We start from the raw sequence: 22,836 nt of genomic DNA, 5'->3' as shown, positions 1-22,836 counted from the left end.
CGTAACCTGGCCGGGCAGTGTTCGTAGAGTGACATTCTGTATTCGGTGACTAATCCCTAAAAGTGCGTTTAATACTCCCAGCACAGGAACACAGCGATCTGTTCCCGTGTCACGCACCAACGCACCCTCGTGGCCAAATTGTCATAGTTCTTCGGTGGTTCCCTTCGGTCGTCGGCGACGTGGCGGCGGTGTGACGCCGTCCGCCATGCGGCGGGCGGTGACAAGGAACCCCGTGTGGCCGATCATCCGGTGATCGGGCCGTACGGCGAGACCTTCGACATGCCAGTCGCGAACCAGGGTCTCCCACGCATGGGGCTCGGTGAAACTCCCGTGATCCCGAATGACCTCGACCGTCTTGGACAGCTGCGTGGTCGTGGCCACGTAGCAGCAGATGACCCCGCCGGGCGTGAGGGCCTTGGCGGCCGCGTCGACGCACTCCCAGGGGGCGAGCATGTCGAGGATCACCCGGTCGACGTCGGTCTCGTCGATCGAGGAGGCCAGGTCGCCCACGACGAGCCGCCAGGAGTCGACGGGGCCGCCGTAGAACTTCTCCACGTTCTTGCGCGCGACGTCGGCGAACTCCTCGCGCCGCTCGTAGGACGTGACGTGCCCCTCGGGGCCGACGGCCCGCAGCAGGAAGCAGGTCAGCGCGCCGGAGCCCACCCCCGCCTCGACGACGCGGGCGCCGGGGAAGATGTCGGCCATGCCGACGATCATCGAGGCGTCCTTGGGGTAGATGACGGCCGCGCCGCGCGGCATGGCGAGCGTGTAGTCCTGCAGCAGGTGGCGGAAGGCGAGGTAGAGGGTGCCGCCGGAGGAGCGCACCACGGAGCCTTCAGGCTGCCCGATCAGGTCGCTGTGCGGGATGGCGCCCTTGTGCGTGTGGAAGACGCCGTCCTGCTTGAGCGTGATCGTGTGGCGCTTGTTCTTGGGGTCGGTGAGCTGCACCTGATCCCCCACCTGGAAAGGCCCATGCCTGCGGAAACCCATGGCGGCAAGGTTATAGGGCTTTCGAGCGACCGCTGACGCGCGATATCTATGGGGGATGTTTCCGCGCGAAGTGATCTCCACTGGCTCGCTGGTGCTGCGAGCGCCCGTCTCCGACGATGCCGAGGCGGTGGTGAAGGCCTGCACCGACCCGGTGACGGCCAGGTTCCTGCCGTTGCTGCCCGACCCGTACGAGCTGAGCGACGCGCACGAGTATCTGCGGCAGGCGGCCGCCAAGTGGGACGGCGGCGGCGCGGAGTTCACGATCACGGAGAACGGCCAGTACCTCGGCGCGGTGGGCCTCACGGCCCCCGACCGTTGGGGGTCGGTGGAGATCGGCTATCTGGTGGCGCCGTGGGCGCGGGGCAAGGGCGTGGCGAGCGCGGCGGCGCGGGCCGTGACGGAGTGGGCCGTCGACCGCGGCGTGCACCGCGTGGAGCTGATGGCGGAGGTGGAGAACGTGGCGAGCCTGAAGGTGGCACGCAAGGCGGGCTTCACCGAGGAGGGCCGCAGACGCGACGCCAAGAGGCTGCGTGACGGGCGGCGCACCGACCACATCACCTTCGCCAGGCTCGCCCACGACTCCGGGGAGGCGGTCGAGCCGTACCTGCCGTTCTTCGACGGCGGCGAGCTGAGCGACGGGGTCGTGTCGCTGACGCCGATGGAGGTCGGCGACGCCGCCGACTTCCGCCGGATGCTGGCCGAGCCGAGCGTGGCCGCCTACAACGTCGGCCCGACCGGCACGCTGGAGGACAACGAGCGTCGCTGCCGGTACACCGGTTACTGGTGGGCGTCGGGGCAGCGCATCGAGCTGGCGATCAGGGACGCCGCCACCGGGGCGTTCGCGGGGCACATACAGCTCGTCCAGATCGCGCCGGTGACCGCGCAGGGCATGGTCGGGTACTCGCTGCTGCCGGACTTCCGCGGCCGGGGTTTCATGACGCGGGCGGTCCGGCTGCTGGTCGACTGGGCGTTCGCGCACACGGCGCTGCACCGGATCGTGGCGGGCACCGTCGTGACCAACGCGGCGTCGCACGCGGTGCTGGAGCGGGCCGGGTTCGTCCGCGAATCGGTGCGCAGGGAGCTGTTCCCCCAACCGGACGGGACGCGGGCCGACGACATCGAGTGGGTGAGGCTCCGTCCGTCAACGTCACGAAAAATCCCGATTTCCGGTTGAGGGACTGGTCAAGGTGCTGCCTGGGGGTGATACTCAGGGTCTCCGTTCCCGGGGCACGCGCGATCGGGGTGCGCGGCCTCGCCGCCCTCGACGAGGGACTTCCATGAGATCCTGCCAGGTGGATATCGCCATGCGCGAACTCATCGCGTCGTTCTCCTGCCTCGACTCCGGCAGGCTGGTCGAGCGTCTCGTGCGCTCGGCCGCCGCGGTCGCCGGAACGTCGTACGCGGGGCTCGTCCAGGTCGATCCGCTGCGTGAGGAGGCGCACACGCAGCACATGCACGGGCCGCCCGGCGATCCGCTGCGGGTGCGGCGGTGGCTGCGGCAGTCGGGAGTGCTCAAGGAGCTGGCGGGCGCGCCGGCTCCGGTGCTGCTGCCGCGCGACGCGGAGGTGGGCGAGCCGGGTTTCATGGCGACGACGGTGCCGCTGGCCACCCGTGACCACGCGTTCCTGTGGGCGGCGGGCCGTTCCTTCTCGGACGCCGACGAGCACCTGCTGAGCAGGCTCGCCACCGCCGCGGGCCGCGCCCTGGAGGCGGCCAGCGGGCTGGAGGCGGCCGTCAGGATGCTGCGCGGGGTGCACGACTTCTCCGGCGTCTGACGCGCTCTGACAGGCGCGGCCCCGGCTCGCGGCGCCTCGGTCGCGTGATCGGACACGGCTCAGGGGTAGAGCCTCGTCCAGGCGAGGGGCCTCGTGGGCGCTAGCTAGTCGCCCAGCATCGCGCGGGTGGCCTCCTCGACGATGTCGCGCATGGCGCGTTCGGCCTCGACGGGGTCGCCTGCCTGCACCGCCTGCGCGACCTCCGCGTGCCACCGGATCGCGACCGGCTCCGGGAAGGCGGGCATCAGGTGGTGGTGGGTGCGTCCCGCCAGGACTTCGGCGACGACCGTGGTGAGCGCGCCGAGCATCTCGTTGCCCGAGGCTTCGAGAAGGGTGCGGTGGAAGTCGATGTCGGCGGCGAGGTACGCCTCCAGGTCGCCGGACTTGCCGTGGACGGCCATCCGCATGACGGCGCCGGTCAGCTCGCCGCACTGCTCGGGGGTGGCGTGGGTGGCGGCCAGGGCGGCGGCCACGGGTTCGACGCCGCGGCGCAGTTCGCCGAGCGAGCGCAGCAGGGCTTCGCGCTCGCCGCTGTCGAGCCGCCAGCGGATGATGCGCGGGTCGAACAGGTTCCAGGCGGCGGGGACGGAGACGGTGACGCCGACGCGACGGCGGCTGCTGACCATGCCCATGGATTCCAGGACCCGGATGGCCTCGCGCACGACGGTGCGGGACACCCCGAACCGGGCTTCGAGCTGCTCGATCCTGAGCACCTGCCCCGGCGCGTACTCGCCCGAGACCACCAGCGTGCCCAGCTGGTCGAGGACGCTGCCGTGCAGCCCTGGCTGGTTGTCGTCTCCCACAGGGGCCAATCCTCACATGAATCGCGCTGATCACCACATCGAGAGGGTCAAAGGTATGATTTATTAAATGTTTCCTCTTGATTAATATGACGCAACGTGCCAGTCTGGCCGACACTCGAGGTCGAAGAGGTAGTTCGCATGGACGTACGCCAGCCCCCTGGTCGCCACCCGCTCGTGGTCGTGATGGGCGTCACGGGGTCGGGCAAGACCACCGTCGGCGCCGCGCTCGCCGCGCGCCTGGGGGTGCCGTTCGCCGACGCCGACGACTTCCACAGCCCGCGGAACGTGGCCAAGATGTCGGCCGGGATCCCCCTGGACGACGCCGACCGGCTGCCGTGGCTGCGGGCGGTGGGCGCGTGGCTCGCCGGTCACACCGGGACCGGCGCGGTGATGGGCTGCTCGGCGCTCAAGCGCTCCTACCGCGACCTGCTGCGGGAGTCCGTCCCGTGGCTGAGTTTCCTGCACCTCGACGGCGACGCCGAGGTGATCAGGCAGCGGGTGGCGGACCGGCCCGGGCACTTCATGCCCGAATCGCTGGTGGCCTCCCAGCTGGCGACGCTCGAACCGCTCGACCCCGGGGAGCGCGGGGTCGCCCTGGACCTGTCGCTGCCCGTCGACGGGCTCGTCGACGCCTATCTCGCCGCCTGCCCGCCGGAACCGGCCCCTCGCACACCAGGAGAAGCGTCATGACCCCTCCCCCCCTCCTCGCGGCCGCCGGGGAGGCGGCCGTCTCCAGCGGACGGCTCGTCCCGGCGGCGCTCGTCGGCATCGCCGTCATCGTCGTCCTGATCACGCAGCTGAAGGTGCATCCGGCGCTGTCGCTGACGCTGGGCTCGCTGGCCGTCGCCGCCGTCGCCGGGATGCCGATGGGCGACGCGATCGACAGCTTCACCAAGGGCTTCGGCAGCACGGCCGCCGGGGTCGGCATCCTGATCGCGCTGGGCGCGATGTTCGGCAGGCTGCTGGCCGACTCCGGCGGCGCGGACGAGATCGTCGACACGATCGTCGGCCGCTCCAGCACCCGGACGCTGCCGTGGGCGATGGCCGCGGTGGGCGCGCTGATCGGCCTGCCGATGTTCTTCGAGATCGGCCTGGTCCTGCTCATGCCGGTGATCTTCCTGGTCTCCCGGCGTTCGGGGCTGTCGCTGATCAGAGTCGGCATCCCGGCGCTGGCCGGCCTGTCGGTCATGCACGGGCTCGTCCCGCCGCACCCCGGCCCGCTGGTCGCCATCGACGCGCTCAACGCCGACCTGGGCCTCACCCTGGGGCTGGGCGTGCTCATCGCGATCCCGACCGTGATCGTGGCCGGTCCGCTGTTCGCCAGGCTCGCCGCCCGGTGGGTGGACGTGCCCGCGCCCAAGCTGTTCGAGGGCCGGCCCGCGACGGAGGGCGCCAAGCGGCCGTCCTTCGGCGTCACGCTAGCCACGGTGCTGCTTCCGGTCGCGCTCATGCTGGGCAAGGCGCTGGCCGACATCTTCACCCCTGAGGGCAACGCCGTCCGCACCGTGCTCGACTTCCTCGGCACCCCGCTGATCGCGCTGCTCATCGCGGTGCTGGTGGCGATGTTCACGTTCGGGGCCGGCTCCGGCATGGACCGTCAGGCGATCTCCAGAACCGTCGAGCAGTCGCTGCCGCCGATCGCGGGCATCATCCTCATCGTGGCGGCGGGCGGCGGCTTCAAGCAGACGCTCGTCGACACCGGCATCGGCAAGCTGGTGGCCGACTGGGTGCAGAACAGCGGCCTGTCGGTGCTGCTGCTCGCCTGGCTGGTGGCGGTGCTGATCCGGCTGGCGACGGGGTCGGCGACCGTGGCGACGGTGACGGCCTCCGGCATCCTGGCGCCGCTGGTGACGCATCTCAGCACGGGCGAGACGTCGCTGCTGGTGCTGGCGATCGGCGCCGGGTCGCTGTTCTTCTCGCACGTCAACGACGCGGGCTTCTGGCTGGTCAAGGAGTACTTCGGGATGTCGGTCGGGCAGACGATCAAGTCGTGGTCGCTGATGGAGACGGTGATCTCGGTCGTCGGCCTGGCGCTGGTCCTGCTCGTCAGCCCGCTGGTGGCGTAACGACGGCGACGCCCGCGCCCCCTTCCCCGGGGGCGCGGGCGTCGTGGTATGTGGCGGGTCAGCTCCGGTGCGCCTCGAAGCGCAGCGTGCGGGAGACGCCGACGCGGACCGTGGTGCCGGGCGCGATGGTGACCGGCTCGTTCGGCGGGATGTCGTAGAAGTTGGGGTCGCCGGGCGGCTGGATCTGGGTGCCGTTGACCGAGCCCAGGTCGACCAGGTTGACGTCCCAGCCGTCGAGCGCCACGCGCAGGTGGCGGCGGGAGACCGAGCCGTCGGGGCTGGTGACCTTGGCGGGGCGGGCGGAGCCGCCCGCCACCTCGGGCGCCCGCTCGGGGTCGCGGCCGAGCAGGTAGTCGCTCTCCAGCGTCAGCGTGGTGCCGTCGTCGAGGACGAGCACGCCGAGCGAGGGACGCGGGCCCTTGTAGGGGACGAGCGTGCGCTGCACGAGCGCGATGCCGCACACCGCGCAGTACGGCACCCGGGGGTCGTTGAAGTGGTCGTTCTTGCAGTCGACGCCGTAGACCAGCGGGCGGTCGCCGTGGTCGGCCTGCTCCTGCGGCCCCGGCTGCTCGAACGGCGGCTGCGCCTGCTCGAACTGCGGCTGCGGCTGGTCGAACTGCGGCTGCGGCCCCGGCTGATCGAACGGCGGCGGGCCGGGCTGGTCGAACTGCTGCTCGCGGGGCGGGCCCTGGTCGAACGGCGTGACCGGGTCGAAGTGCGGGGACGGCTGGTCGAACGTCTCGGGCCCGGCGCCGTTGCCCGCGGGCGCCGGTTCGTCGAAGGACGGGAACGGGCCGGGCTGCGGCTCGACGGGCAGCGGCGGAGGCTCGGGGGCCGTCAGATAGGGCGACGGCTCCACCACCGGCGGCTGCGGCCCGGAGGGCGGGCCCTGCACCGGCGGCTGCGGCCCCGACGTGCTGGACGACGGAGGCCCCTGCACGGCGGACTGGTCGGGCCCGGACAGGGGGTACGGCGCCATCTGCACCTGCGGCCGCTCGGCGGGCGGCGGGCTCTGCGGCACCAGCTCGGGGTCGGCGTAGACGCCCGTGCTGGGCATCTCACTGGTGAACGGCCTGGAGGCGGCCAGCTCGCCGCCCAGCGGCCTGGCCTCGCCCACGAACGGCCTGGACGCGGCGTCCTCGCTGAGGTCGCCCACGAGGCCGCCGCCGTGCACCACGCCGCCGTCGAGGTGGACGGCCGGGTGCGGCTGCCCGGCGCCGGGCAGGCTCAGCTCCACCCGCTCGACGGGCCCGGTGACGAGCCGGTCGGCCCAGGTCAGTGAGTCGCTGCCGGCGAGGTGGGTGTCGCCGGACGCGGTGCTGATCGTCGCGGCGGCCGAGCCGCTGACGAGCACGGCCACGCCGGCGCCGACCGGGCCCGCGACCGCGCAGGTGGCGGGGTCGCCCGCCATGTTCGCGGCGAGCACCTGGGCGGCGCGCCTGGCCAGTGCTCTGCCGTCGCCGCCGGAGGCGGCCGTCTCGCGCAGCGCCTCGAGCAGGTCGGTGGCGGCGGTCTCGGCCGCGTCGCACACCAGCAGCAGCCCGCCCTGGTAGGCGAGCAGCCCGTCACCAGGAAGCGGGCGGACCACTTCGAAGCCCCGGTCGGTCATGAGTCCTCCCTCAGAACGACCGTGCTGCGCTCATTGGTGCCCTCGCTGCGCTCGGTCACTCAACTCTCCTCCCCGGAAGCCCGGCGATATTACGGCACCCGCACTGCCGTGCTTGGCCACCAGCCATACGCATACCCAGGCGACGCGCCGGTGTCGCGGCCCGCTCGTCTCGATTCGGTGAACCGGTGGACCACGATCAACCCGTCAACTGTGCAAGTTTGACCCAACCGCACACTATCGGTCAGCAGTCGGATGCTCGAATCGCCGGGGTGTGATCGCGCCACCGGGCAGGCGGCCCGTTCACTGGCCATGACCCTAGCCGGGGCTCGCCGGTTATTCGAGTGGGACGACGTCGGGCAGGACACCTCAGACCCCGCTGAACACCCGGTTGACGTCGGCCGTGGCCAGCACGCCGTAGATCTCGCCGCCGCGCTCCACCAGCAGGTACTCCCCCGCCGGGGCCTCGCGCATGGCGTCGATCAGCGGCTCGCCCTCCAGGTCGGCGGCCAGCACGAGAGAGGGTTCGAGCGCCTTGGCCATCGAGCCGACGTCCACCCAGGGGCGGCGGTGCTCGGGGGTGGCCTGCACGGCGGCCTCGTGGACGATGGCGACGGGACGTCCCTCGTGGTCGACCACCACGATGGCGCCCGCCCTGCTCTCGCCGGCTCGGCGCAGCGCCTCGGACAGCGGCGTCTCGGCGGTGACGGGGATCGCCCTGCGGGCCAGGGCGCGGGCGTTGACCTGCGGGATCCTGGCGCGGATGCGGGCCATCCGGAGCGACTGGGTGGCGCCGAGCCAGATGAAGGACGCTAGCACCAGCGGCCAGACCAGGTTGCCGAAGTCGACCTCCTGCCCGCTCATCAGGGACATGGTGATCGGGAGGGCGATCAGGAGCACGGCCAGCCCCCTGCCGCCCCACGCCGCGGCGACCGTGCCGGAGCCGGGGTTGCTGGTGAGCTTCCACACTCCGGCGCGCAGCATCCGCCCGCCGTCGAGCGGCAGGCCGGGCAGCAGGTTGAAGACGCCGACGATGAGGTTGGCCACCCACAGCTGCCACACCAGCACCTCGGCGATGCCGCCGCCGTTGACGACGAAGATGTCGGCCAGCAGGCCCACCCCGGCCAGGCCGAGCGACAGCACCGGGCCGGCGGCGGCGACCAGGAACTCCTTGCCCGGCGTCGGCGGCTCCTGCTCGATCTCGGACACGCCGCCGAGCAGGTAGAGCGTGATCCGGCGGACCGGCAGGCCGAACCACTTGGCCAGGACGCTGTGGGCCAGTTCGTGCAGCAGCACCGAGACGTAGAGCAGCACGGCGAAGACGAACGCGACGGCGTAGGCGGCGACGGTGTCGAGGCCGGGCAGCCGGTCGAGCACCTGGGGGCCGAACGACCAGGTGATGAAGGCCGCGACGATGAACCACGTCCACGACACGTAGACGGGGATGCCGAACGGCCTGCCCATCCGAATCCCGGAGAACTCCTGCCGCGGGCTCTGCTCGCTCACCGCACTCCTCGACGTCCGCTACGTGCCGTTCCTGCCCTTGATGCTACGCGCCAGATCACGTGATACCGCTTTCGCGAGCCTTATTCTGTCGGGGACTTGACCTAGAGTGCGGTGCATGACGTTGACCGATCCGGTGATCATCGGAGCCCTCTCCCCCTCCCGGGCGGGCGACTTCATGACCTGCCCCCTGCTGTACCGCTTCCGCGTGGTCGACCAGTTGCCGGAGAAGCCGTCGCAGGCGGCGGTGCGGGGCACGGTGGTGCACGCGGTGCTGGAGCGGCTGTACGACCTGCCCGCGCCGCGGCGCTCGGTGGAGGCGGCCCTCGACCTGCTCGATCCGCAGTGGCAGCGGCTGCTGGCCGACGATCCGAACTACGCGGAGATGTTCGCCGACGACGCCGAGCAGGCGGAGTGGCTGGAGCAGGCGCGGCAGATGCTGCGGCGTTACTTCACGCTGGAGGATCCGACCCGGCTGGAGCCGGCCGAGCGCGAGTTGTACGTGGAGGCGGTGCTCGACGGCGGGCTGATGCTGCGCGGCTATGTCGACCGGATCGACGTGGCGGCGACCGGCGAGGTGCGGGTGGTCGACTACAAGACGGGCAGCGCGCCGGGCCGCGACTTCGAGGCCAAGGCGCTGTTCCAGATGAAGTTCTACGCGCTGGTGCTGTGGCGGCTGCGCGGCCAGGTGCCGAGGCTGCTGCAGCTGGTCTATCTGGGCGGCGCCGGCGAGGTGCTGCGCTACGCGCCCGACGAGGCCGATCTGCTGGCCACCGAGCGCAAGGTGCGGGCGCTGTGGGCGGCGATCGAGCGGTCGCTGGAGACGGGCGAGTGGCGGGCGCGGCCGAGCCGGCTGTGCGACTGGTGCGATCACCAGGCGCTCTGCCCGGAGTTCGGGGGCACGCCGCCGCCGGTGCCCGACCGGCAGCCCGGCGACACGGTGCGCAGCAACCGGCGGGCGGCCACCGACGAGCTGTGAGGCCGGCTCCGGCCGGACGGCGGGGGCGGTTTCCTCCCGTAGTAGGAGGTTTCGGGCTTTCACCTGGGCCTACAGTGTTGCCGTGCGCACCGACCGAGCCTTGCTCCACGACACGGTTCTCGCCGTGGTGCTGGCCGCGGCCTCGCTCGCGCTGCTGCGCGTCTACGATCCCGCGACGTTTCAGGCGCAGGGGCTGCCCGGCGACATGCTGCGCGAACTCGACCCGTTCGGCGCCGTGCTCGTCGTGCTGACGTGCGCGCCGGTGGCGGTGCGCAGGCGCTGGCCGCTGGCGGGGCTGTGCGCCGGGATGCTGCCCGAGGGGCTGCTGTCGGCCTTCGGGTACGGCGCGGGCGTGGCCGGCGTGGCGGGGATGGTGCTGTTGTACTCGGTGGCGTCCTATCGGGGGCTGGCGGTGGCGCTGGGGGCGCTGCTGCTGTCGCTGGCCGTCTACACGTCGCAGGCGGTGGCGTTCGCGCTGCCGGCGGTCGGCTGGAGCGACCACGTGGTGGTGGCGGTGGTGCTGGTGGCGGTCTGGGGGGCCGGGCGGAGCCTGCGGCTGCGCCGCGCCTACCTCGACGAGCTGAAGGACCGCGCGGCCAGGGCGGAGCGGGCGCACGCGGCCGACACGCGGGCGGCGCGGGCTGAGGAGCGGTCCAGGATCGCCCGCGAGCTGCACGACGTGGTCGCTCACCACGTCAGCGTGATGACGGTGCAGGCGGCGGCGGCGCGCAAGGTGCTCGCGTCCGATCCGGAGCTGGCGCGGGAGGCGCTGTCAGCGGTCGAGCACACGGGCCGGATGGCGATGAGCGAGATGCGCAACATCGTCGGCGTGCTGCGCACCGACGCCCGCGCCGAGCTGGGGCCGCAGCCGGGCATGCAGGATCTGCCCACGCTGGTGGAGCAGATGCGGGAGGCTGGGCTGGCCACCCGGCTGGCGGTCGAGGGCGAGCCGCGGCCGGTGCCGGCGGGCGTCGATCTGGCCGCGTACCGGCTGGTGCAGGAGGGGCTGACGAACACCCTGCGCCACGCGGGCGCGGGGGCCAAGGCGGTGGTGACCGTCCGGCACGAGCCGCGTGAGCTGGACGTCAGGGTCGAGGACGACGGGCTGGGCGCGACGGCCCTGTCCGAGCAGCCAGGGCACGGTTTGGTGGGCATTCGGGAGCGTGTGGCCCTCTATGGTGGAATCCTGAACATCGGCCCGAAGGCGGAGGGCGGTTTCGAGGTGCGGGCGAGGTTCCCGTTGAAGGACGGACAATGACGATCAGGGTGCTGCTGGTGGACGACCAGCCGCTGCTGCGTACCGGATTCCGGCTGATTCTCGAGGCTGAGCCCGACATCACGGTGGTGGGCCAGGCGGGCGACGGCAAGGACGCCCAGGAGCAGACGCGGGCGCTGCTGCCCGACGTGGTGCTGATGGACATCCGGATGCCCGGCGTCGACGGCATCGAGGCGACCCGGCGGATCGTGCGCGAGGCCGCGCCCGCGGCGCACGTGCCGAAGGTGCTGGTGCTGACGACGTTCGACCTGGACGAGTACATCGTGGAGGCGCTGCGGTCCGGGGCGTCCGGGTTCCTGCTGAAGGACGTGCCGCCCGACGAGCTGGTGCAGGCGATCCGGGTGGTGGCCGGAGGCGACGCGATCGTGGCGCCGAGCGTGACCAGGCGGCTGCTCGACCGGTTCGCCAAGCGGCTGCCCTCGTCGTACGAGGAGGCGACTCCGGCGCGGCTCGACCGGCTGACCGAGCGTGAGCTGGAAGTGCTGCGGCTGATCGCCAAGGGCATGTCCAACGCGGAGATCGCGGCCAAGCTGGTGGTGAGCGAGACGACCGTGAAGACGCACGTGGGCAACGTGCTCACCAAGCTGGGGTTGCGCGACCGCGTCCAGGCGGTGGTGCTGGCCTACGAGACGGGGCTGATCACGCCGGGCGCGCTGTCCTGAGGGGCCCGTCCCCAAAGTTCCGGTGGGGCGCGCTGTCCTGAGGGCGCGCGTCCCCCGGGTTCCGGCGGGGCGCGCCGGCGCGCCCCGCCTGCGGCGGTGTCAGGCCGAGACCGGCTGCTCGCCGGCGGCGGCCGGCACGTCCGGGGCGTTCTCCGGGAAGTGGCAGGCGACGCTGTGGCCGCTGGCGAGCTGCTCCAGCGGCGGCTCGACCGTCTTGCAGATCTCCTGGGCCTTCCAGCAGCGGGTGTGGAAGCGGCAGGCGGGTGGCGGGTTGAGCGGGCTCGGCACGTCCCCTGTCAGGCGGATGCGTTCGCGCCCGGCGCGCGCCCTGGGGTCGGGCACGGGCACGGCCGACAGCAGGGCGTTGGTGTAGGGGTGCATGGGCGAGCTGTAGAGGCTCTTTTGGTCGGCGATCTCCACGATCTTGCCGAGGTACATGACGGCGACCCGGTCGCTGATGTGCCGCACGACCGACAGGTCGTGGGCGATCACCACGTAGGTGAGGTCCAGCTCGTTCTGCAGGTCTTCCAGCAGGTTGACGACCTGGGCCTGGATGGACACGTCCAGTGCGGAGACCGGCTCGTCGGCGATGATCAGCTTGGGCTTGAGCGCGAGCGTGCGGGCGATGCCGATGCGCTGGCGCTGGCCGCCGGAGAACTCGTGCGGGTAGCGGTTGTAGTGCTCGGGGTTGAGCCCGACCAGTTCGAGGATCTCCTGGACGGCCTTCTTCACGCCGCGCTCGGTCTGCACGCCCTGGATGCGGAACGGCGCGCCGACGATGGTGCCGACCGTGTGGCGGGGGTTGAGCGACGAGTACGGGTCCTGGAAGATCATCTGCATGTCGCGGCGGAGCGGCCTGAGCCTGCCCTGGCTCATGTGGGTGATGTCGGCGCCCTCGAAGAGGATCTTGCCTGCGGTCGGCTCCAGCAGCCGGGTGACCAGGCGTCCGGTGGTGGACTTGCCGCAGCCCGACTCTCCCACCAGGCCGAGGGTCTCGCCCTTGAACACGTCGAAGCTGATCCCGTCGACCGCCTTGACGGCGCCGACCTGCCTCTTGAGCAGGCCCTTGGTCACCGGGAAGTGCTTCTCCAGGTGCTGCACGGACAGCAGCGGCTCAGTGTCGGTCACTTTGCCGGTCACCGTTTCGGTCACTGATTCGGTCGCTGGGTCGGTCACTGTGTCTCCAGCACTGGCTTGATCTCGTTCTCCCACAGCTTCCGCCGTTCTGTCCTGTTCAGGTGGCAGCGCACCAGGTGGCCGCCGCCGGTGTCGGCCAGCGCGGGCACCTCGGTCTTGGCCTGGTCGCCGCTCAGCTCGGCGTACGGGCAGCGGGGGTGGAAGGCGCAGCCCGGCGGCACGTTGATCAGGGACGGCGGGGTGCCCTTGATCGGCAGCAGCCGTTCGGTGGGCTCCCGGTCGAGGCGGGGCATCGATCCCAGGAGACCCCACGTGTAGGGGTGCTCGGGACGGTAGAAGATGTCGTCGGTGGAGCCGTACTCGATGCACTTGCCCGCGTACATGACGAGGATGTCGTCGGACAGTTCGGCGACCACGCCCAGGTCGTGGGTGATGATGATCAGCGCGGAGTTGAACTCGCGCTGCAGGTCGCGCATCAGGTCGAGGATCTGGGCCTGCACGGTGACGTCGAGCGCGGTGGTCGGCTCGTCGGCGATGAGCAGTTCGGGGTCGCACGACAGCGCCATGGCGATCATCGCGCGCTGGCGCATGCCGCCGGAGAACTCGTGCGGGTAGGAGTCGACGCGGCGCTGGGGCTCGGGGATGCCGACGCGGCCGAGCATGTCGATGGCGTGCTTCTTGGCGACGGCCTTGGAGACCTTGTGGTGGATGCGGTAGGCCTCGATGATCTGGTCGCCCACCGTGTAGAAGGGGTGCATGGACGACAGCGGGTCCTGGAAGATCATCGCCATCTTCTTGCCGCGCAGCCCGCGCACGTGCTCCTGCGAAGCGCCGACGAGCTCCTCGCCGTCGAGCCAGATCTCGCCGGAGATGTTGGCGCCCCTGCCCTTGTGCAGGCCGAGGATGCCGAGGCTGGTGACGGACTTTCCGGAGCCCGACTCGCCGACGATGCCGAGCGTCTTGCCGCGCTCCAGGCTGAACGTCAGCCCGTCGACGGACTTGACCAGGCCGTCGTCGGTCGGGAAGTGGATTTTCAGGTCCTTGACGTCCAGGAAGACGTTCTCGCTCACGCCAGCCTCACCCTCGGGTCCACGACCGCGTAGAGCAGGTCGACGATCAGGTTGGCCAGGATGATGAAGGTCGCCGCGACCAGCGTGACGCCCATCACCTGGGGAAGGTCGTTGTTGCCGATGGCGTCGACGGCGTACTTGCCGATGCCGGGCAGCGAGAACGTGCTCTCGGTCAGCACCGCGCCGCCGAGCAGCAGACCCAGGTCCAGGCCGAACATGGTGAGCACGGGGGTGAGCGTGGCCCGCAGGCCGTGTTTCAGCACCACCACGCTCTCCGACAGGCCCTTGGCGCGGGCCGTGCGGATGTAGTCGTCGGACATGGTTTCCAGCATGCCTGCCCGGGTGAGCCGTGCGTACCCGGCGGCGTACAGGAACGCCAGTGTCACCCACGGGAGGATGAGGTTGTTGGCCCAGGTGAGCGGGTCTTCGGAGAACGGCACCCAGTCGGCGACGTCACCGACCCAGCCGAGCTGGTCGCGGAAGATCGCCAGTGACACGATGCCGGTGAAGAAGATGGGCAGCGACACGCCCGCGAGGGCGATGCCCATGGAGAAGCGGTCGAAGAAGCTGCCGCGCCGGAGCGCGGAGATCACGCCGGTCGACACGCCGAACACCACCCACACCACGGCCGCGCCGAGCGCGAGCGAGAGTGTGATGGGCAGACGGTCGAGCAGGTCCGGCAGCACCGGGTTCTGGGTGACGTAGGAGTAGCCGAAGCAGGGCGCCGGGCAGTGCTCCACGCCCGGGCCGTAGTTCCTGTCGACGCCTACGAAGATGCCCTTGACGAACCGGCCGTACTGGACGATGACGGGGTCGTTGAACCCCAGCTTGATCGCCGTATCGTGGATGATCTGGGCGTTGGCCGCTTTGCCCACGTACCGGGAAGCGAGGTCGTCAGCGGACATCCCGGCGAACCGAGGAACGAGAAAGAAGATGGCGAACGTCGCGATGCTCACCACGAAGAGCAGCATGACGGCCGCTATCAACCGTCTGATGATGTATGTGACCACTGATCTCGGCCATGGCGGCCGGGCCTTGTGAGCCCGGCCGCCGAAGCCTTCACCTGCTTTCGACAAGCGTTCCGGAGGGATTTCCGGACCGGGTTACTGGGTGCTCAGCGTGAGGAACTCGTACATGCCCCAGTTCTGGCTGACGAAGACGTTCTTCAGCGTAGGCGGCCGGTAGAACAGGCCGTGCGCCCAGACGTAGGGCAGGATGAACGCGTCGTCCATCACCTTCGCGTCGACCTGGGCCCAGATCGCGTTGCGCTTGGTGGCGTCCTGCTCGGCCGCCGCCTGGTCGATCAGCTTGTCGATCTCCGGGTCCTTGACGCCGAGGTTGGTGTTACCGGCGCTGCGGATGACGCGGCTGTCGACGATCTGCTGGAAGAAGCCGAAGCCCTCGGGGTAGTCGGCGCCCCAGCCGTAGACCATCAGGCCCAGGCCGTTCTTCTTGGCGAAGTCCGGCTTACCGGCGTACAGCCTGAAGTAGTCCCCCTGCGGGAAGCCCTTGACCTCGAGCTTGATGCCGGCGCGGGCGAGCGACTGCTGCAGCGCCTCGGCGGTCTGCTTCTCGGCGGCGCGCTCGTTGCGGAAGGAGATCGTGGTGCTGAAGCCGTTGGGCTGGCCGCAGGCCTTCAGCTCCTCCTTGGCCTTGTCGACGTTGCCGGTCGGGCTGGCCTCGACGCCGTAGGGGTCGATCTTCTGGTAGCCGGTCATCTTGGCGGGCATGAGGCTGAGGGCGATGTCGCCACCGGCCTCGGGGCCGCCGTAGACGCCCTGGATGGCGGAGCGGTCGGCCGCGTACAGCACGGCCTTGCGGCAGTGGATGTTGTCGAGCGGCGGCACGTCGGAGTTGAGGTTGGTGAACCAGGTGCGGTCGATCGGCGCCGAGTCGGAGTACTGCTTGCGCTTGTCCTCGGTCAGGACCGTCTTGCGGGCGTTGGCCGCGACACCGGTGCTGTTGACCTTGACGTCGATCTTGCCGGACAGCAGGCGCTGGTCGAGGTCGTCCTCGTTCTGGCCGAGCAGCACCTCGACCGAGTCGTTGAGCTGCTTGCGGTTCGGGTCGGTGGCCGGGTCCCACTGCGGGTTCTTGACCAGCTCGATGCGCTTACCGAGCTCGTGCGACTTGAACATGTACGGGCCGGTGGCGACCGGGTGCTCCTTGTACTTCGAGCCGGTGTCCTTGGCCTCGGGCACCGGGGCCGTCTGCGGGAGCATGGCGAAGTAGTCGAAACCGCCGTACGCCTTCTTCAGGTGGAAGACGATCGTCTGGTCGTCGGGCGTCTCGATGGCCTTGAGGTCGTCGAGCTTGCCCTTCATCTTGTACGGGCCGGTGTAGCTGCCGACGTCGAGCCAGTCGTTGAAGTAGGTCGGGCCGCTGGGCAGGACTTCCTTGTCCAGCGAGCGGGCCACGCCGTACTTCACGTCCTTGGACGTCACCGGGGTGCCGTCCTCGAACTTGACGCCCTTGCGCAGCTTGTACGTCCAGGTCTTGCCGCCGTCGCTGGACTTGCCCAGGTCTTCGGCCAGGTCGCCGACGAGCTTGAGGCCCTCCTCGCCCGGCACCGGCTTGAACATGGTCAGCGCGCGCGTGTACAGGCGGGCGAAGTTCCACGCGTAGCCGTAGTACATGTCGCCGGGGTCGACCGAGTCGAAGTCACCGGGCATGCCCATGTGCAGCGTGCCGCCGACCTTGTCGGACGGGTTGACGATCTGCGTCACGCCGGCGTTGAACTGGCTGGCGGGCGCCTCGGCGTTGCCAGCGCTCTTCTTGCCGCCGCCGCCACCGCCACACGCGGAGACGACCAGGGCGAGAGCGGCGGTCATGGCGACCGCCGACGCCGTTGATCTTATCTTCATCGGCCTTGCACACCCCTTGTAGGTAGGAGTCCAGAACTTTGCGGAAAACTCACGAGGTCATCGGGCCTTGGGGTCGAAGGCGTCCCTGAGACCGTCACCGAGCAGGTTGAAGGCCAGCACGGTGATGAAGATCGCGAGACCGGGGAAGAGCATGAAGTTGGGCGCCACGTCGTAGTTGTGGACCGCCTCCGCCAGCATGCCTCCCCACGTCGGGGTCGGCGGCCGCACACCCACGCCGAGGAACGACAGCGCGGCCTCGAACAGGATGTTCGACGGGATGAGCAGCGTCGAGTAGACCAGGATCGGCGCCAGCAGGTTGGGCAGGATCTCCTTGAACAGGACCACGTGGTTGCGCGCGCCCAGGCTCCTGGCGGCGTCGACGAACTCCCGTTCACGCAGGGAGAGGGTCTGGCCGCGGATGATCCGCCCGATGTAGGGCCAGTTGAAGAAGCCGATGATGAACACGAGCAGGCTGATCCTGAGTGTGTCGCCCGACAGGCCGAACGCCTTGTCGGGGATCACCCCGCCCAGCGCCAGCGCGAACACCAGCAGCGGGAAGGCCAGGAAGATGTCCATCAGCCGGCTGATGACCGTGTCGATCCAGCCGCCGAAGAAGCCCGCGATCATGCCGAGCACGGTGCCGAGCACGACGCACAGCAGCGTCGCGAGGAAGGCGATCAGCAGGGAGACGCGGGCGCCGTACAGGATGCGGCTGAACAGGTCGCGGCCTGTGGTGGGTTCGACTCCGAACAGGTAGTCCCAGCTCATGCCGCCGAACGTGCCGATCGGCGAGCCGATGCTCGGGTCGACCTTGTCGCGGTGCCACTCGGCCGGTGGGTGGCCGAACCACGACACCAGCAGCGGGGCGAAGATCGCGGCCAGGATCAGCAGCAGGATCACGATCCCGCCGATCATGGCGACGCGGTCGCGCCTGAGGCGCATCCACGCGATCTGGCCGAGCGAGCGGCCCCGGATGGCTGTGGCGCCCGCGCCCTCCAGAACGGTCTCAGGACCGGCCTCGACGGCCGAGCCCGGAACATCGAGCGGTGCGGTCATGCCAGTAGCCCCCTGGATTCCAGACGACATCGTCTGTCAGGCGATATCCCGGTCAGGGTAATGCGCCCGTGCGTATGACCGCGACTCGCGGCCTCAGGAGGCAGAATCTATGCCTTGAGCTGCTATGACCAGTCCCTCAGGGCCCGATGTGGCTTAACTGTGATTGACCAGAAACTTATTCGTATCGATCTTCAGATGAATGTCTACGACCAGTTCCGGTTCAGTCTCGGAACTGTGACACACGTCGGCTCAACTGATACCGCGGCGCTTGAGGATGTCCTCGATGTCGGAGAAGTCGTCGTCACTCTTCCGCTCCTTGCCCGCCGAGACCGCGGCTCTTCCTGGCGCCTGCGCGGCCGCTGGGGCCTGCTGGGCGCCGGGCGCGGCCTCCGGTTCGGCCTTCTTCTTACCGCCCGCCTTGCCGCCTTCGCCGGCCTTGGCCAGCTTCCTGCCGCGGATGACCCCGGACACGACGAACAGCACCGCCGACAGCCCGGCCAGCGCGACGCCGGCCCAGACGGCGGGGCTGAGGATCAGGCTGGTCACGAACCCCACGGCGGTGGACCCGATCGTCCACAGCGCCTGCAACGCGCCCGTGAGGTAGGCGGCGGCGGGCAGCAACGCCCACGCCGTCATGCGCATCCCGGCCGTCACTCCCCTGCGGCGGAACGCCAGGAAGCTGAACACCAGCCCCACAGCGGTCACGCCGATGCACAGCGGCAACCACGCGATGTCGTTGAAACCCATTCCGGCCGCCCCTCCTCTTGGTTACGTCTCCATCCTGGCACGCGCGCGGCGGCTTCCCTCCTCCGCGAGGACGGCTTTCCCCCTAGGGGATCCTCACGCCGCCAGGGCGCGCAGGTCGGGCACGCCCACCTCGGTCAGCGATCCGACCACCAGGCGGCGCGGGCCCGGCTCGACGGGCAGGAGGCTCGGGACGGCCACCACGGCGCAGCCCGCCGCCGTCGCCGCCGCGACGCCGTTGGGTGAGTCCTCCAGGACGACGCAGCGGACCGGCTCCACTCCCAGCAGGTCGGAGGCCGTCAGGTACGGCTCGGGGTCGGGCTTGGGACGCCGCACGTCGTCGCCCGTGACGACGATGTCGAAGCGGTCACCGCCGAAGCCCTTCAGCACGGCCTCGGCGATCTCCCTGAACGACGAGGTCACCAGCCCGACCGGGACTCCCACGGCGCGCAGGGCGTCGAGCAGTTCCGAGGCGCCGGGCATCACGCGGACGCCGTCGGACAGGCGGGCCACCATGCCCTCGGCCATCCAGTCGCTGACCGCCTGCGCCGGGACCGTGGAGCCGGAGGCGGCGAGCATGTACGCGACCGTGCTGTCCATGGAGCCGCCCACCAGGTTGGCCTGGTGGGCGGGCGACCAGGTGCCGCCCAGCCGGGCCATGACCTCCGTCTCGACCTCGAGCCAGACCTTCTCGCTGTCGACGAGCAGGCCGTCCATGTCGAAGAAGACCGCGTGCATGCATCCCCCGATCGGTTCGTCCGTGGACGTACATTCTCCCCATAACCGGACGAACGGCGCGCGACGGGGGTGCGTCAGACGTTGAAGTACTTGGCTTCGGGATGGTGCGCGACCAGCGCGGAGGTGGCCTGCTCCGGGTGGAGCTGGAACTCCTCCGACAGCGTGACGCCGATGCGCCCCGGGTCGAGCAGCTCGAACAGCTGCACCTGGTCCTCCAGGTTGGGGCAGGCCGGGTAGCCGAAGGAGTAACGGCAGCCCTGGATGTTGACCTTCAGCATGTCGTCGAGCGACTCGCCGCCGCCGATGCCCCACTCGGAGCGGACCCTGGCGTGCCAGTACTCGGCCAGCGCCTCGGTGAGCTGCACCGACAAGCCGTGCAGCTCCAGGTAGTCGCGGTAGGCGTCCTTGGCGAACAGCTCGGCCGTCGCCTCGGCGATCTTGCCGCCCATGGTCGCCACCTGGAAGCCGACCACGTCCACCTCGCCGGAGTCCATCGCCCGGAAGAAGTCGGACAGGCACAGATGACGGTCGCGGCGCTGACGCGGGAAGGTGAAGCGGGTGCGCTCGCCGCCGCTCTCGTCGAGGATGATCAACGAGTCGCCCTTGCTGACACACGGGAAGTAGCCGTAGACGACGGCCGCCTCCAGCAGGCCCTCGGTCTGGATCCGGTCGAGCCACATGCGCAGCCTCGGGCGGCCCTCGGTCTCGACCAGCTCGTCGTAGCCGGGGCCGTCGCCGCCCCTGGTGGGCTTGAGCCCCCACTGGCCGAGGAAGAGCGCGCGCTCGTCGAGGAAGGCGGCGTAGTCGGCCAGCGGGATGCCCTTGACGATGCGGTCGCCGTGGAAGGGCGCCGCGGGCACCGGGTTGGTCGCGGACACGTCGGAACGGGACGGCAGCTCCTCGACCGGGGTGCGCTGCAGCACCGCGCCGGACTTGACGCGCCGCTCGCGCAGCGGCGGCAGGGTCGCCCCCACCACGCCGCGCTTGACGGCCATGAAGGAGTCCATCAGCCGCAGGCCCTCGAACGCGTCGCGGGCGTAGCGGACCTCGCCCTCGAACAGCTCGGCGAGATCCTGCTCGACGTAGGCGCGGGTCAGCGCGGCGCCGCCGAGCAGCACCGGATAGCGCTGCGACAGGCCCCTGGAGTTCATCTCCTCCAGGTTCTCCTTCATCACCACGGTGGACTTCACCAGCAGCCCCGACATGCCGATGACGTCGGCCCGCTGCTCGTCGGCCGCCTCCAGGATGGCCGAGACCGGCTGCTTGATGCCGAGGTTGACCACCTGGTAGCCGTTGTTGGACAGGATGATGTCGACCAGGTTCTTGCCGATGTCGTGCACGTCGCCCTTGACGGTGGCCAGCACGATGCGGCCCTTGGAGTCGCCCTCGACGCGGTCCATGTGCGGTTCGAGGTAGGCGACGGCGGTCTTCATCACCTCGGCCGACTGCAGCACGAACGGGAGCTGCATCTGGCCGGAGCCGAACAGCTCGCCGACCGTCTTCATGCCGTCGAGCAGCACGTCGTTGATGATCTCGAGGGCGGGCCGCTGGGCGAGCGCGTCGTCCAGGTCGGCCTCCAGGCCCTTGCGCTCGCCGTCGATGACGCGCCGCTTGAGCCGCTCCCACAGCGGCAGCGCCGCCAGCTCCTCGGCCTTGCCGGCGCGCAGCGCCGCCGCGTCGACGCCCTGGAACAGCTCGATGAAGCGCTGAAGCGGGTCGTAGCCGTCGCGGCGCCTGTCGTAGACCATGTCGAGGGCGACCTGGCGCTGCTCGTCGGGGATGCGCGACATCGGCAGGATCTTCGAGGCGTGCACGATCGCCGAGTCGAGCCCGGCGTTGACGCACTCGTTGAGGAAGACCGAGTTCAGCACCATGCGGGCGGCCGGGTTGATGCCGAAGGAGATGTTCGACAGGCCCAGCGTGGTCTGCACCTCGGGGTAGCGGCGCTTGAGCTCGCGGATGCCCTCGATGGTCTCCAGGCCGTCGCGGCGGCTCTCCTCCATGCCGGTGGCGATGGTGAAGGTCAGGCAGTCGACGATGATGTCGGAGACCCGCATCCCCCAGTTGGCCACCAGGTCGTCGATGGTCTCGCCGGCGATCCGGGCCTTCTCGGCGGCGGTGCGGGCCTGGCCGTTCTCGTCGATGCACATGACCACGACGGCGGCGCCGTGCTCGCGGACGGCGGTCATCGTCTTGTGGAAACGGGAGCCGGGGCCCCGGCCGTCCTCGTAGTTGACCGAGTTGACCACCGCGCGGCCGCCCAGCATCTCCAGGCCGGCCCGCAGCACCTCGGACTCGGTCGAGTCGAGCATGATCGGCAGGGTGGAGGCGGTGGCCAGGCGGAAGGCCAGCTCCTTCATGTCGGCCACGCCGTCGCGGCCCACGTAGTCGACGCACAGGTCGAGCATGTGGGCGCCGTCGCGGGCCTGGTCGCGGGCCGTCTCGACGCAGTCGTCCCAGCGGCCTTCCAGCATCGCCTCGCGGAAGGCCTTGGAGCCGTTGGTGTTGCAGCGCTCGCCGATCGCCAGGTACGCGGTGTCCTGCCGGAACGGGACGGTCTGGTACAGCGAGGACGCGCCGGGCTCCGGGTGGGGGCGGCGCGCGGCCGTCTCCCTGCCGCGCACCCGCTCGACCACCTGGCGCAGGTGCTCGGGGGTGGTGCCGCAGCAGCCGCCCACGAGCGACAGGCCGTAGTCGCGGGTGAAGGTGTCGTGGGCGTCGGCCAGCTCGCCCGCGCTCAGCGGGTAGTAGGCCCCGTCGGACGTCAGGACGGGCAGGCCCGCGTTCGGCATGCACGACAGCCGGAGCCTGGAGTGGCGGGCCAGGTAGCGCAGGTGCTCGCTCATCTCGGCGGGCCCGGTGGCGCAGTTGAGGCCGATCAGGTCGACGCCGAGGGGCTCGATCGCGGTGAGCGCGGCGCCGATCTCGGAGCCGAGCAGCATCGCGCCGTTGGTCTCGATGGTCACCTGGGCGATGATCGGCACGTCGCGGCCGGAGTCGCCGACGGCCCGCTTGGCGCCGATGACGGCGGCCTTGACCTGGAGGAGGTCCTGGCAGGTCTCGATGATCAGCGCGTCGGCGCCGCCGGCGACCAGCCCCGCCGCGTTGTCGCGGTAGGCGTCACGCAGGCTCTCGTACGGCATGTGCCCGAGCGTGGGCAGCTTGGTGCCGGGGCCCATCGAGCCGAGCACGAAGCGCGGCTGCTCGGGGGTGGACCAGTGGTCGGCCCGTTCGCGGGCGATGCGGGCGCCCGCCTCGGAGTACTCGAAGACGCGGTCGGCGATGTCGTACTCGCCCAGGGCGGCCATGTTCGCGCCGAAGGTGTTGGTCTCGACGCAGTCGACACCCACTGCGAAGTAGGCGTCGTGGACGCCGCGCACGATGTCGGGCCGGGTGACGTTCAGCACCTCGTTGCAGCCCTCGTGGCCCTCGAAGTCGTCGAGGGTCGGATCCTGCGCCTGCAACATCGTCCCCATGGCCCCGTCGGCGACGATCACTCGCTGGGACAACACTTCGCGGAAGGACGGCGAGCTGCTCATGGCGTAGAGCTTATCGGCTGCGGCCGGG

At 70.3% G+C, this 22,836-nt stretch carries 19 protein-coding genes; 7 read left to right on the top strand and 12 right to left on the bottom strand.

Going from position 1 to position 22,836, the window contains the following annotated elements; translation table 11 throughout:
* Positions 1–141: 141 nt before the first annotated feature.
* A complete protein-coding gene (locus ABT294_RS34085) occupies positions 142–990 on the bottom strand; it encodes a tRNA (adenine-N1)-methyltransferase (protein WP_350810427.1) in 849 nt (282 codons plus the stop codon).
* A gap of 55 nt (positions 991–1,045) precedes the next feature.
* Here ABT294_RS34085 and ABT294_RS34080 point away from each other — a divergent pair, with 55 nt between their 5' ends.
* Positions 1,046–2,164, top strand: a complete 1,119-nt coding sequence (locus tag ABT294_RS34080; protein ID WP_350810426.1) for a GNAT family N-acetyltransferase — start codon at positions 1,046–1,048, stop codon at positions 2,162–2,164.
* A 130-nt stretch (positions 2,165–2,294) separates the two neighbouring features.
* The gene (locus tag ABT294_RS34075; RefSeq protein WP_350810425.1) at positions 2,295–2,765 is read left to right on the top strand and encodes a hypothetical protein; all 471 of its coding nucleotides are present in this window, start codon (positions 2,295–2,297) and stop codon (positions 2,763–2,765) included.
* 104 nt (positions 2,766–2,869) lie between these two features.
* Here ABT294_RS34075 and ABT294_RS34070 read toward each other — a convergent pair whose 3' ends face one another.
* Positions 2,870–3,568, bottom strand: coding sequence for a FadR/GntR family transcriptional regulator (locus ABT294_RS34070; RefSeq protein WP_350810424.1), 699 nt, complete (start codon positions 3,566–3,568; stop codon positions 2,870–2,872).
* A gap of 138 nt (positions 3,569–3,706) precedes the next feature.
* On the opposite strand from ABT294_RS34070, the gene ABT294_RS34065 reads away from it, so the two are divergent.
* Entirely contained in the window at positions 3,707–4,258 is a 552-nt protein-coding gene (locus ABT294_RS34065; RefSeq protein ID WP_350810423.1) for a gluconokinase, read from the top strand.
* Positions 4,255–5,634: a GntT/GntP/DsdX family permease gene (locus tag ABT294_RS34060; RefSeq protein ID WP_350810422.1), complete on the top strand. Its 1,380-nt coding sequence runs from the start codon at positions 4,255–4,257 to the stop codon at positions 5,632–5,634. The genes ABT294_RS34065 and ABT294_RS34060 overlap by 4 nt, the downstream gene beginning before the upstream one ends.
* A gap of 58 nt (positions 5,635–5,692) precedes the next feature.
* Here ABT294_RS34060 and ABT294_RS34055 read toward each other — a convergent pair whose 3' ends face one another.
* Both ABT294_RS34055 and ABT294_RS34050 read right to left on the bottom strand, forming a co-directional pair.
* Positions 5,693–7,243, bottom strand: a complete 1,551-nt coding sequence (locus ABT294_RS34055; RefSeq protein ID WP_350810421.1) for an FHA domain-containing protein — start codon at positions 7,241–7,243, stop codon at positions 5,693–5,695.
* 366 nt (positions 7,244–7,609) lie between these two features.
* A complete protein-coding gene (locus ABT294_RS34050; protein WP_502912190.1) occupies positions 7,610–8,704 on the bottom strand; it encodes a site-2 protease family protein in 1,095 nt (364 codons plus the stop codon).
* 157 nt (positions 8,705–8,861) lie between these two features.
* On the opposite strand from ABT294_RS34050, the gene ABT294_RS34045 reads away from it, so the two are divergent.
* The 3 genes from ABT294_RS34045 (at position 8,862) to ABT294_RS34035 (ending at position 11,660) form a co-directional block, all read left to right on the top strand.
* On the top strand, positions 8,862–9,722 hold the full coding sequence (locus ABT294_RS34045; RefSeq protein ID WP_350810419.1) for a RecB family exonuclease: 861 nt from the start codon (positions 8,862–8,864) through the stop codon (positions 9,720–9,722).
* A gap of 82 nt (positions 9,723–9,804) precedes the next feature.
* A complete protein-coding gene (locus ABT294_RS34040; RefSeq protein WP_350810418.1) occupies positions 9,805–10,980 on the top strand; it encodes a sensor histidine kinase in 1,176 nt (391 codons plus the stop codon).
* Positions 10,977–11,660, top strand: a complete 684-nt coding sequence (locus ABT294_RS34035; protein ID WP_350810417.1) for a response regulator — start codon at positions 10,977–10,979, stop codon at positions 11,658–11,660. Before ABT294_RS34040 ends, ABT294_RS34035 begins: the two co-directional genes overlap by 4 nt.
* A gap of 99 nt (positions 11,661–11,759) precedes the next feature.
* On the opposite strand, the gene ABT294_RS34030 is transcribed toward ABT294_RS34035, so the two are convergent.
* The 8 genes from ABT294_RS34030 to metH form a co-directional block, all read right to left on the bottom strand.
* Complete coding sequence (locus ABT294_RS34030; RefSeq protein ID WP_350810416.1) at positions 11,760–12,788, bottom strand: ABC transporter ATP-binding protein; 1,029 nt, start codon at positions 12,786–12,788, stop codon at positions 11,760–11,762.
* 44 nt (positions 12,789–12,832) lie between these two features.
* Positions 12,833–13,867, bottom strand: coding sequence for an ABC transporter ATP-binding protein (locus tag ABT294_RS34025; RefSeq protein ID WP_350810415.1), 1,035 nt, complete (start codon positions 13,865–13,867; stop codon positions 12,833–12,835).
* Complete coding sequence (locus ABT294_RS34020; protein ID WP_350810414.1) at positions 13,864–14,877, bottom strand: ABC transporter permease; 1,014 nt, start codon at positions 14,875–14,877, stop codon at positions 13,864–13,866. The genes ABT294_RS34025 and ABT294_RS34020 overlap by 4 nt, the downstream gene beginning before the upstream one ends.
* A 93-nt stretch (positions 14,878–14,970) precedes the next feature.
* Entirely contained in the window at positions 14,971–16,731 is a 1,761-nt protein-coding gene (locus ABT294_RS34015) for an ABC transporter substrate-binding protein (protein ID WP_350810413.1), read from the bottom strand.
* Positions 16,732–16,788: 57 nt separating this feature from the next.
* Positions 16,789–17,787, bottom strand: coding sequence for an ABC transporter permease (locus ABT294_RS34010; protein WP_350810412.1), 999 nt, complete (start codon positions 17,785–17,787; stop codon positions 16,789–16,791).
* 249 nt (positions 17,788–18,036) lie between these two features.
* Positions 18,037–18,534 carry a cellulose synthase gene (locus ABT294_RS34005; RefSeq protein ID WP_350810411.1) on the bottom strand — a complete coding sequence of 166 codons (498 nt, stop codon included), beginning with the start codon at positions 18,532–18,534 and terminating at the stop codon, positions 18,037–18,039.
* A gap of 93 nt (positions 18,535–18,627) precedes the next feature.
* Positions 18,628–19,269 carry an HAD family hydrolase gene (locus ABT294_RS34000; protein WP_350810410.1) on the bottom strand — a complete coding sequence of 214 codons (642 nt, stop codon included), beginning with the start codon at positions 19,267–19,269 and terminating at the stop codon, positions 18,628–18,630.
* A 74-nt stretch (positions 19,270–19,343) separates the two neighbouring features.
* Positions 19,344–22,808: a methionine synthase gene (metH, locus tag ABT294_RS33995; RefSeq protein WP_350810409.1), complete on the bottom strand. Its 3,465-nt coding sequence runs from the start codon at positions 22,806–22,808 to the stop codon at positions 19,344–19,346.
* Positions 22,809–22,836 lie beyond the last annotated feature (28 nt).

Origin of the sequence: Nonomuraea sp. NPDC000554 (genome assembly GCF_040300065.1) — a bacterium.
Taxonomy (GTDB): domain Bacteria; phylum Actinomycetota; class Actinomycetes; order Streptosporangiales; family Streptosporangiaceae; genus Nonomuraea.
The sequence above is the reverse complement of the archived record's forward strand: the minus strand, read 5'-3'. Positions and strand labels throughout refer to the sequence as shown.

What these genes read in the sequence shown, in the direction of transcription:
- ABT294_RS34060 (WP_350810422.1), top strand. Translation starts at nt 4,255, where the DNA reads ATGACCCCTCCCCCCCTCCTCGCGGCCGCCGGGGAGGCGGCCGTCTCC.
- ABT294_RS34050 (WP_502912190.1), bottom strand. Translation starts at nt 8,704, where the DNA reads ATGGGCAGGCCGTTCGGCATCCCCGTCTACGTGTCGTGGACGTGGTTC.
- ABT294_RS34075 (WP_350810425.1), top strand. Translation starts at nt 2,295, where the DNA reads ATGCGCGAACTCATCGCGTCGTTCTCCTGCCTCGACTCCGGCAGGCTG.
- ABT294_RS34045 (WP_350810419.1), top strand. Translation starts at nt 8,862, where the DNA reads ATGACGTTGACCGATCCGGTGATCATCGGAGCCCTCTCCCCCTCCCGG.
- ABT294_RS34065 (WP_350810423.1), top strand. Translation starts at nt 3,707, where the DNA reads ATGGACGTACGCCAGCCCCCTGGTCGCCACCCGCTCGTGGTCGTGATG.
- ABT294_RS34000 (WP_350810410.1), bottom strand. Translation starts at nt 19,269, where the DNA reads ATGCACGCGGTCTTCTTCGACATGGACGGCCTGCTCGTCGACAGCGAG.
- ABT294_RS34080 (WP_350810426.1), top strand. Translation starts at nt 1,046, where the DNA reads ATGTTTCCGCGCGAAGTGATCTCCACTGGCTCGCTGGTGCTGCGAGCG.
- ABT294_RS34035 (WP_350810417.1), top strand. Translation starts at nt 10,977, where the DNA reads ATGACGATCAGGGTGCTGCTGGTGGACGACCAGCCGCTGCTGCGTACC.
- ABT294_RS34085 (WP_350810427.1), bottom strand. Translation starts at nt 990, where the DNA reads ATGGGTTTCCGCAGGCATGGGCCTTTCCAGGTGGGGGATCAGGTGCAG.
- metH (WP_350810409.1), bottom strand. Translation starts at nt 22,808, where the DNA reads ATGAGCAGCTCGCCGTCCTTCCGCGAAGTGTTGTCCCAGCGAGTGATC.
- ABT294_RS34005 (WP_350810411.1), bottom strand. Translation starts at nt 18,534, where the DNA reads ATGGGTTTCAACGACATCGCGTGGTTGCCGCTGTGCATCGGCGTGACC.
- ABT294_RS34010 (WP_350810412.1), bottom strand. Translation starts at nt 17,787, where the DNA reads ATGACCGCACCGCTCGATGTTCCGGGCTCGGCCGTCGAGGCCGGTCCT.
- ABT294_RS34015 (WP_350810413.1), bottom strand. Translation starts at nt 16,731, where the DNA reads ATGAAGATAAGATCAACGGCGTCGGCGGTCGCCATGACCGCCGCTCTC.
- ABT294_RS34055 (WP_350810421.1), bottom strand. Translation starts at nt 7,243, where the DNA reads ATGACCGACCGGGGCTTCGAAGTGGTCCGCCCGCTTCCTGGTGACGGG.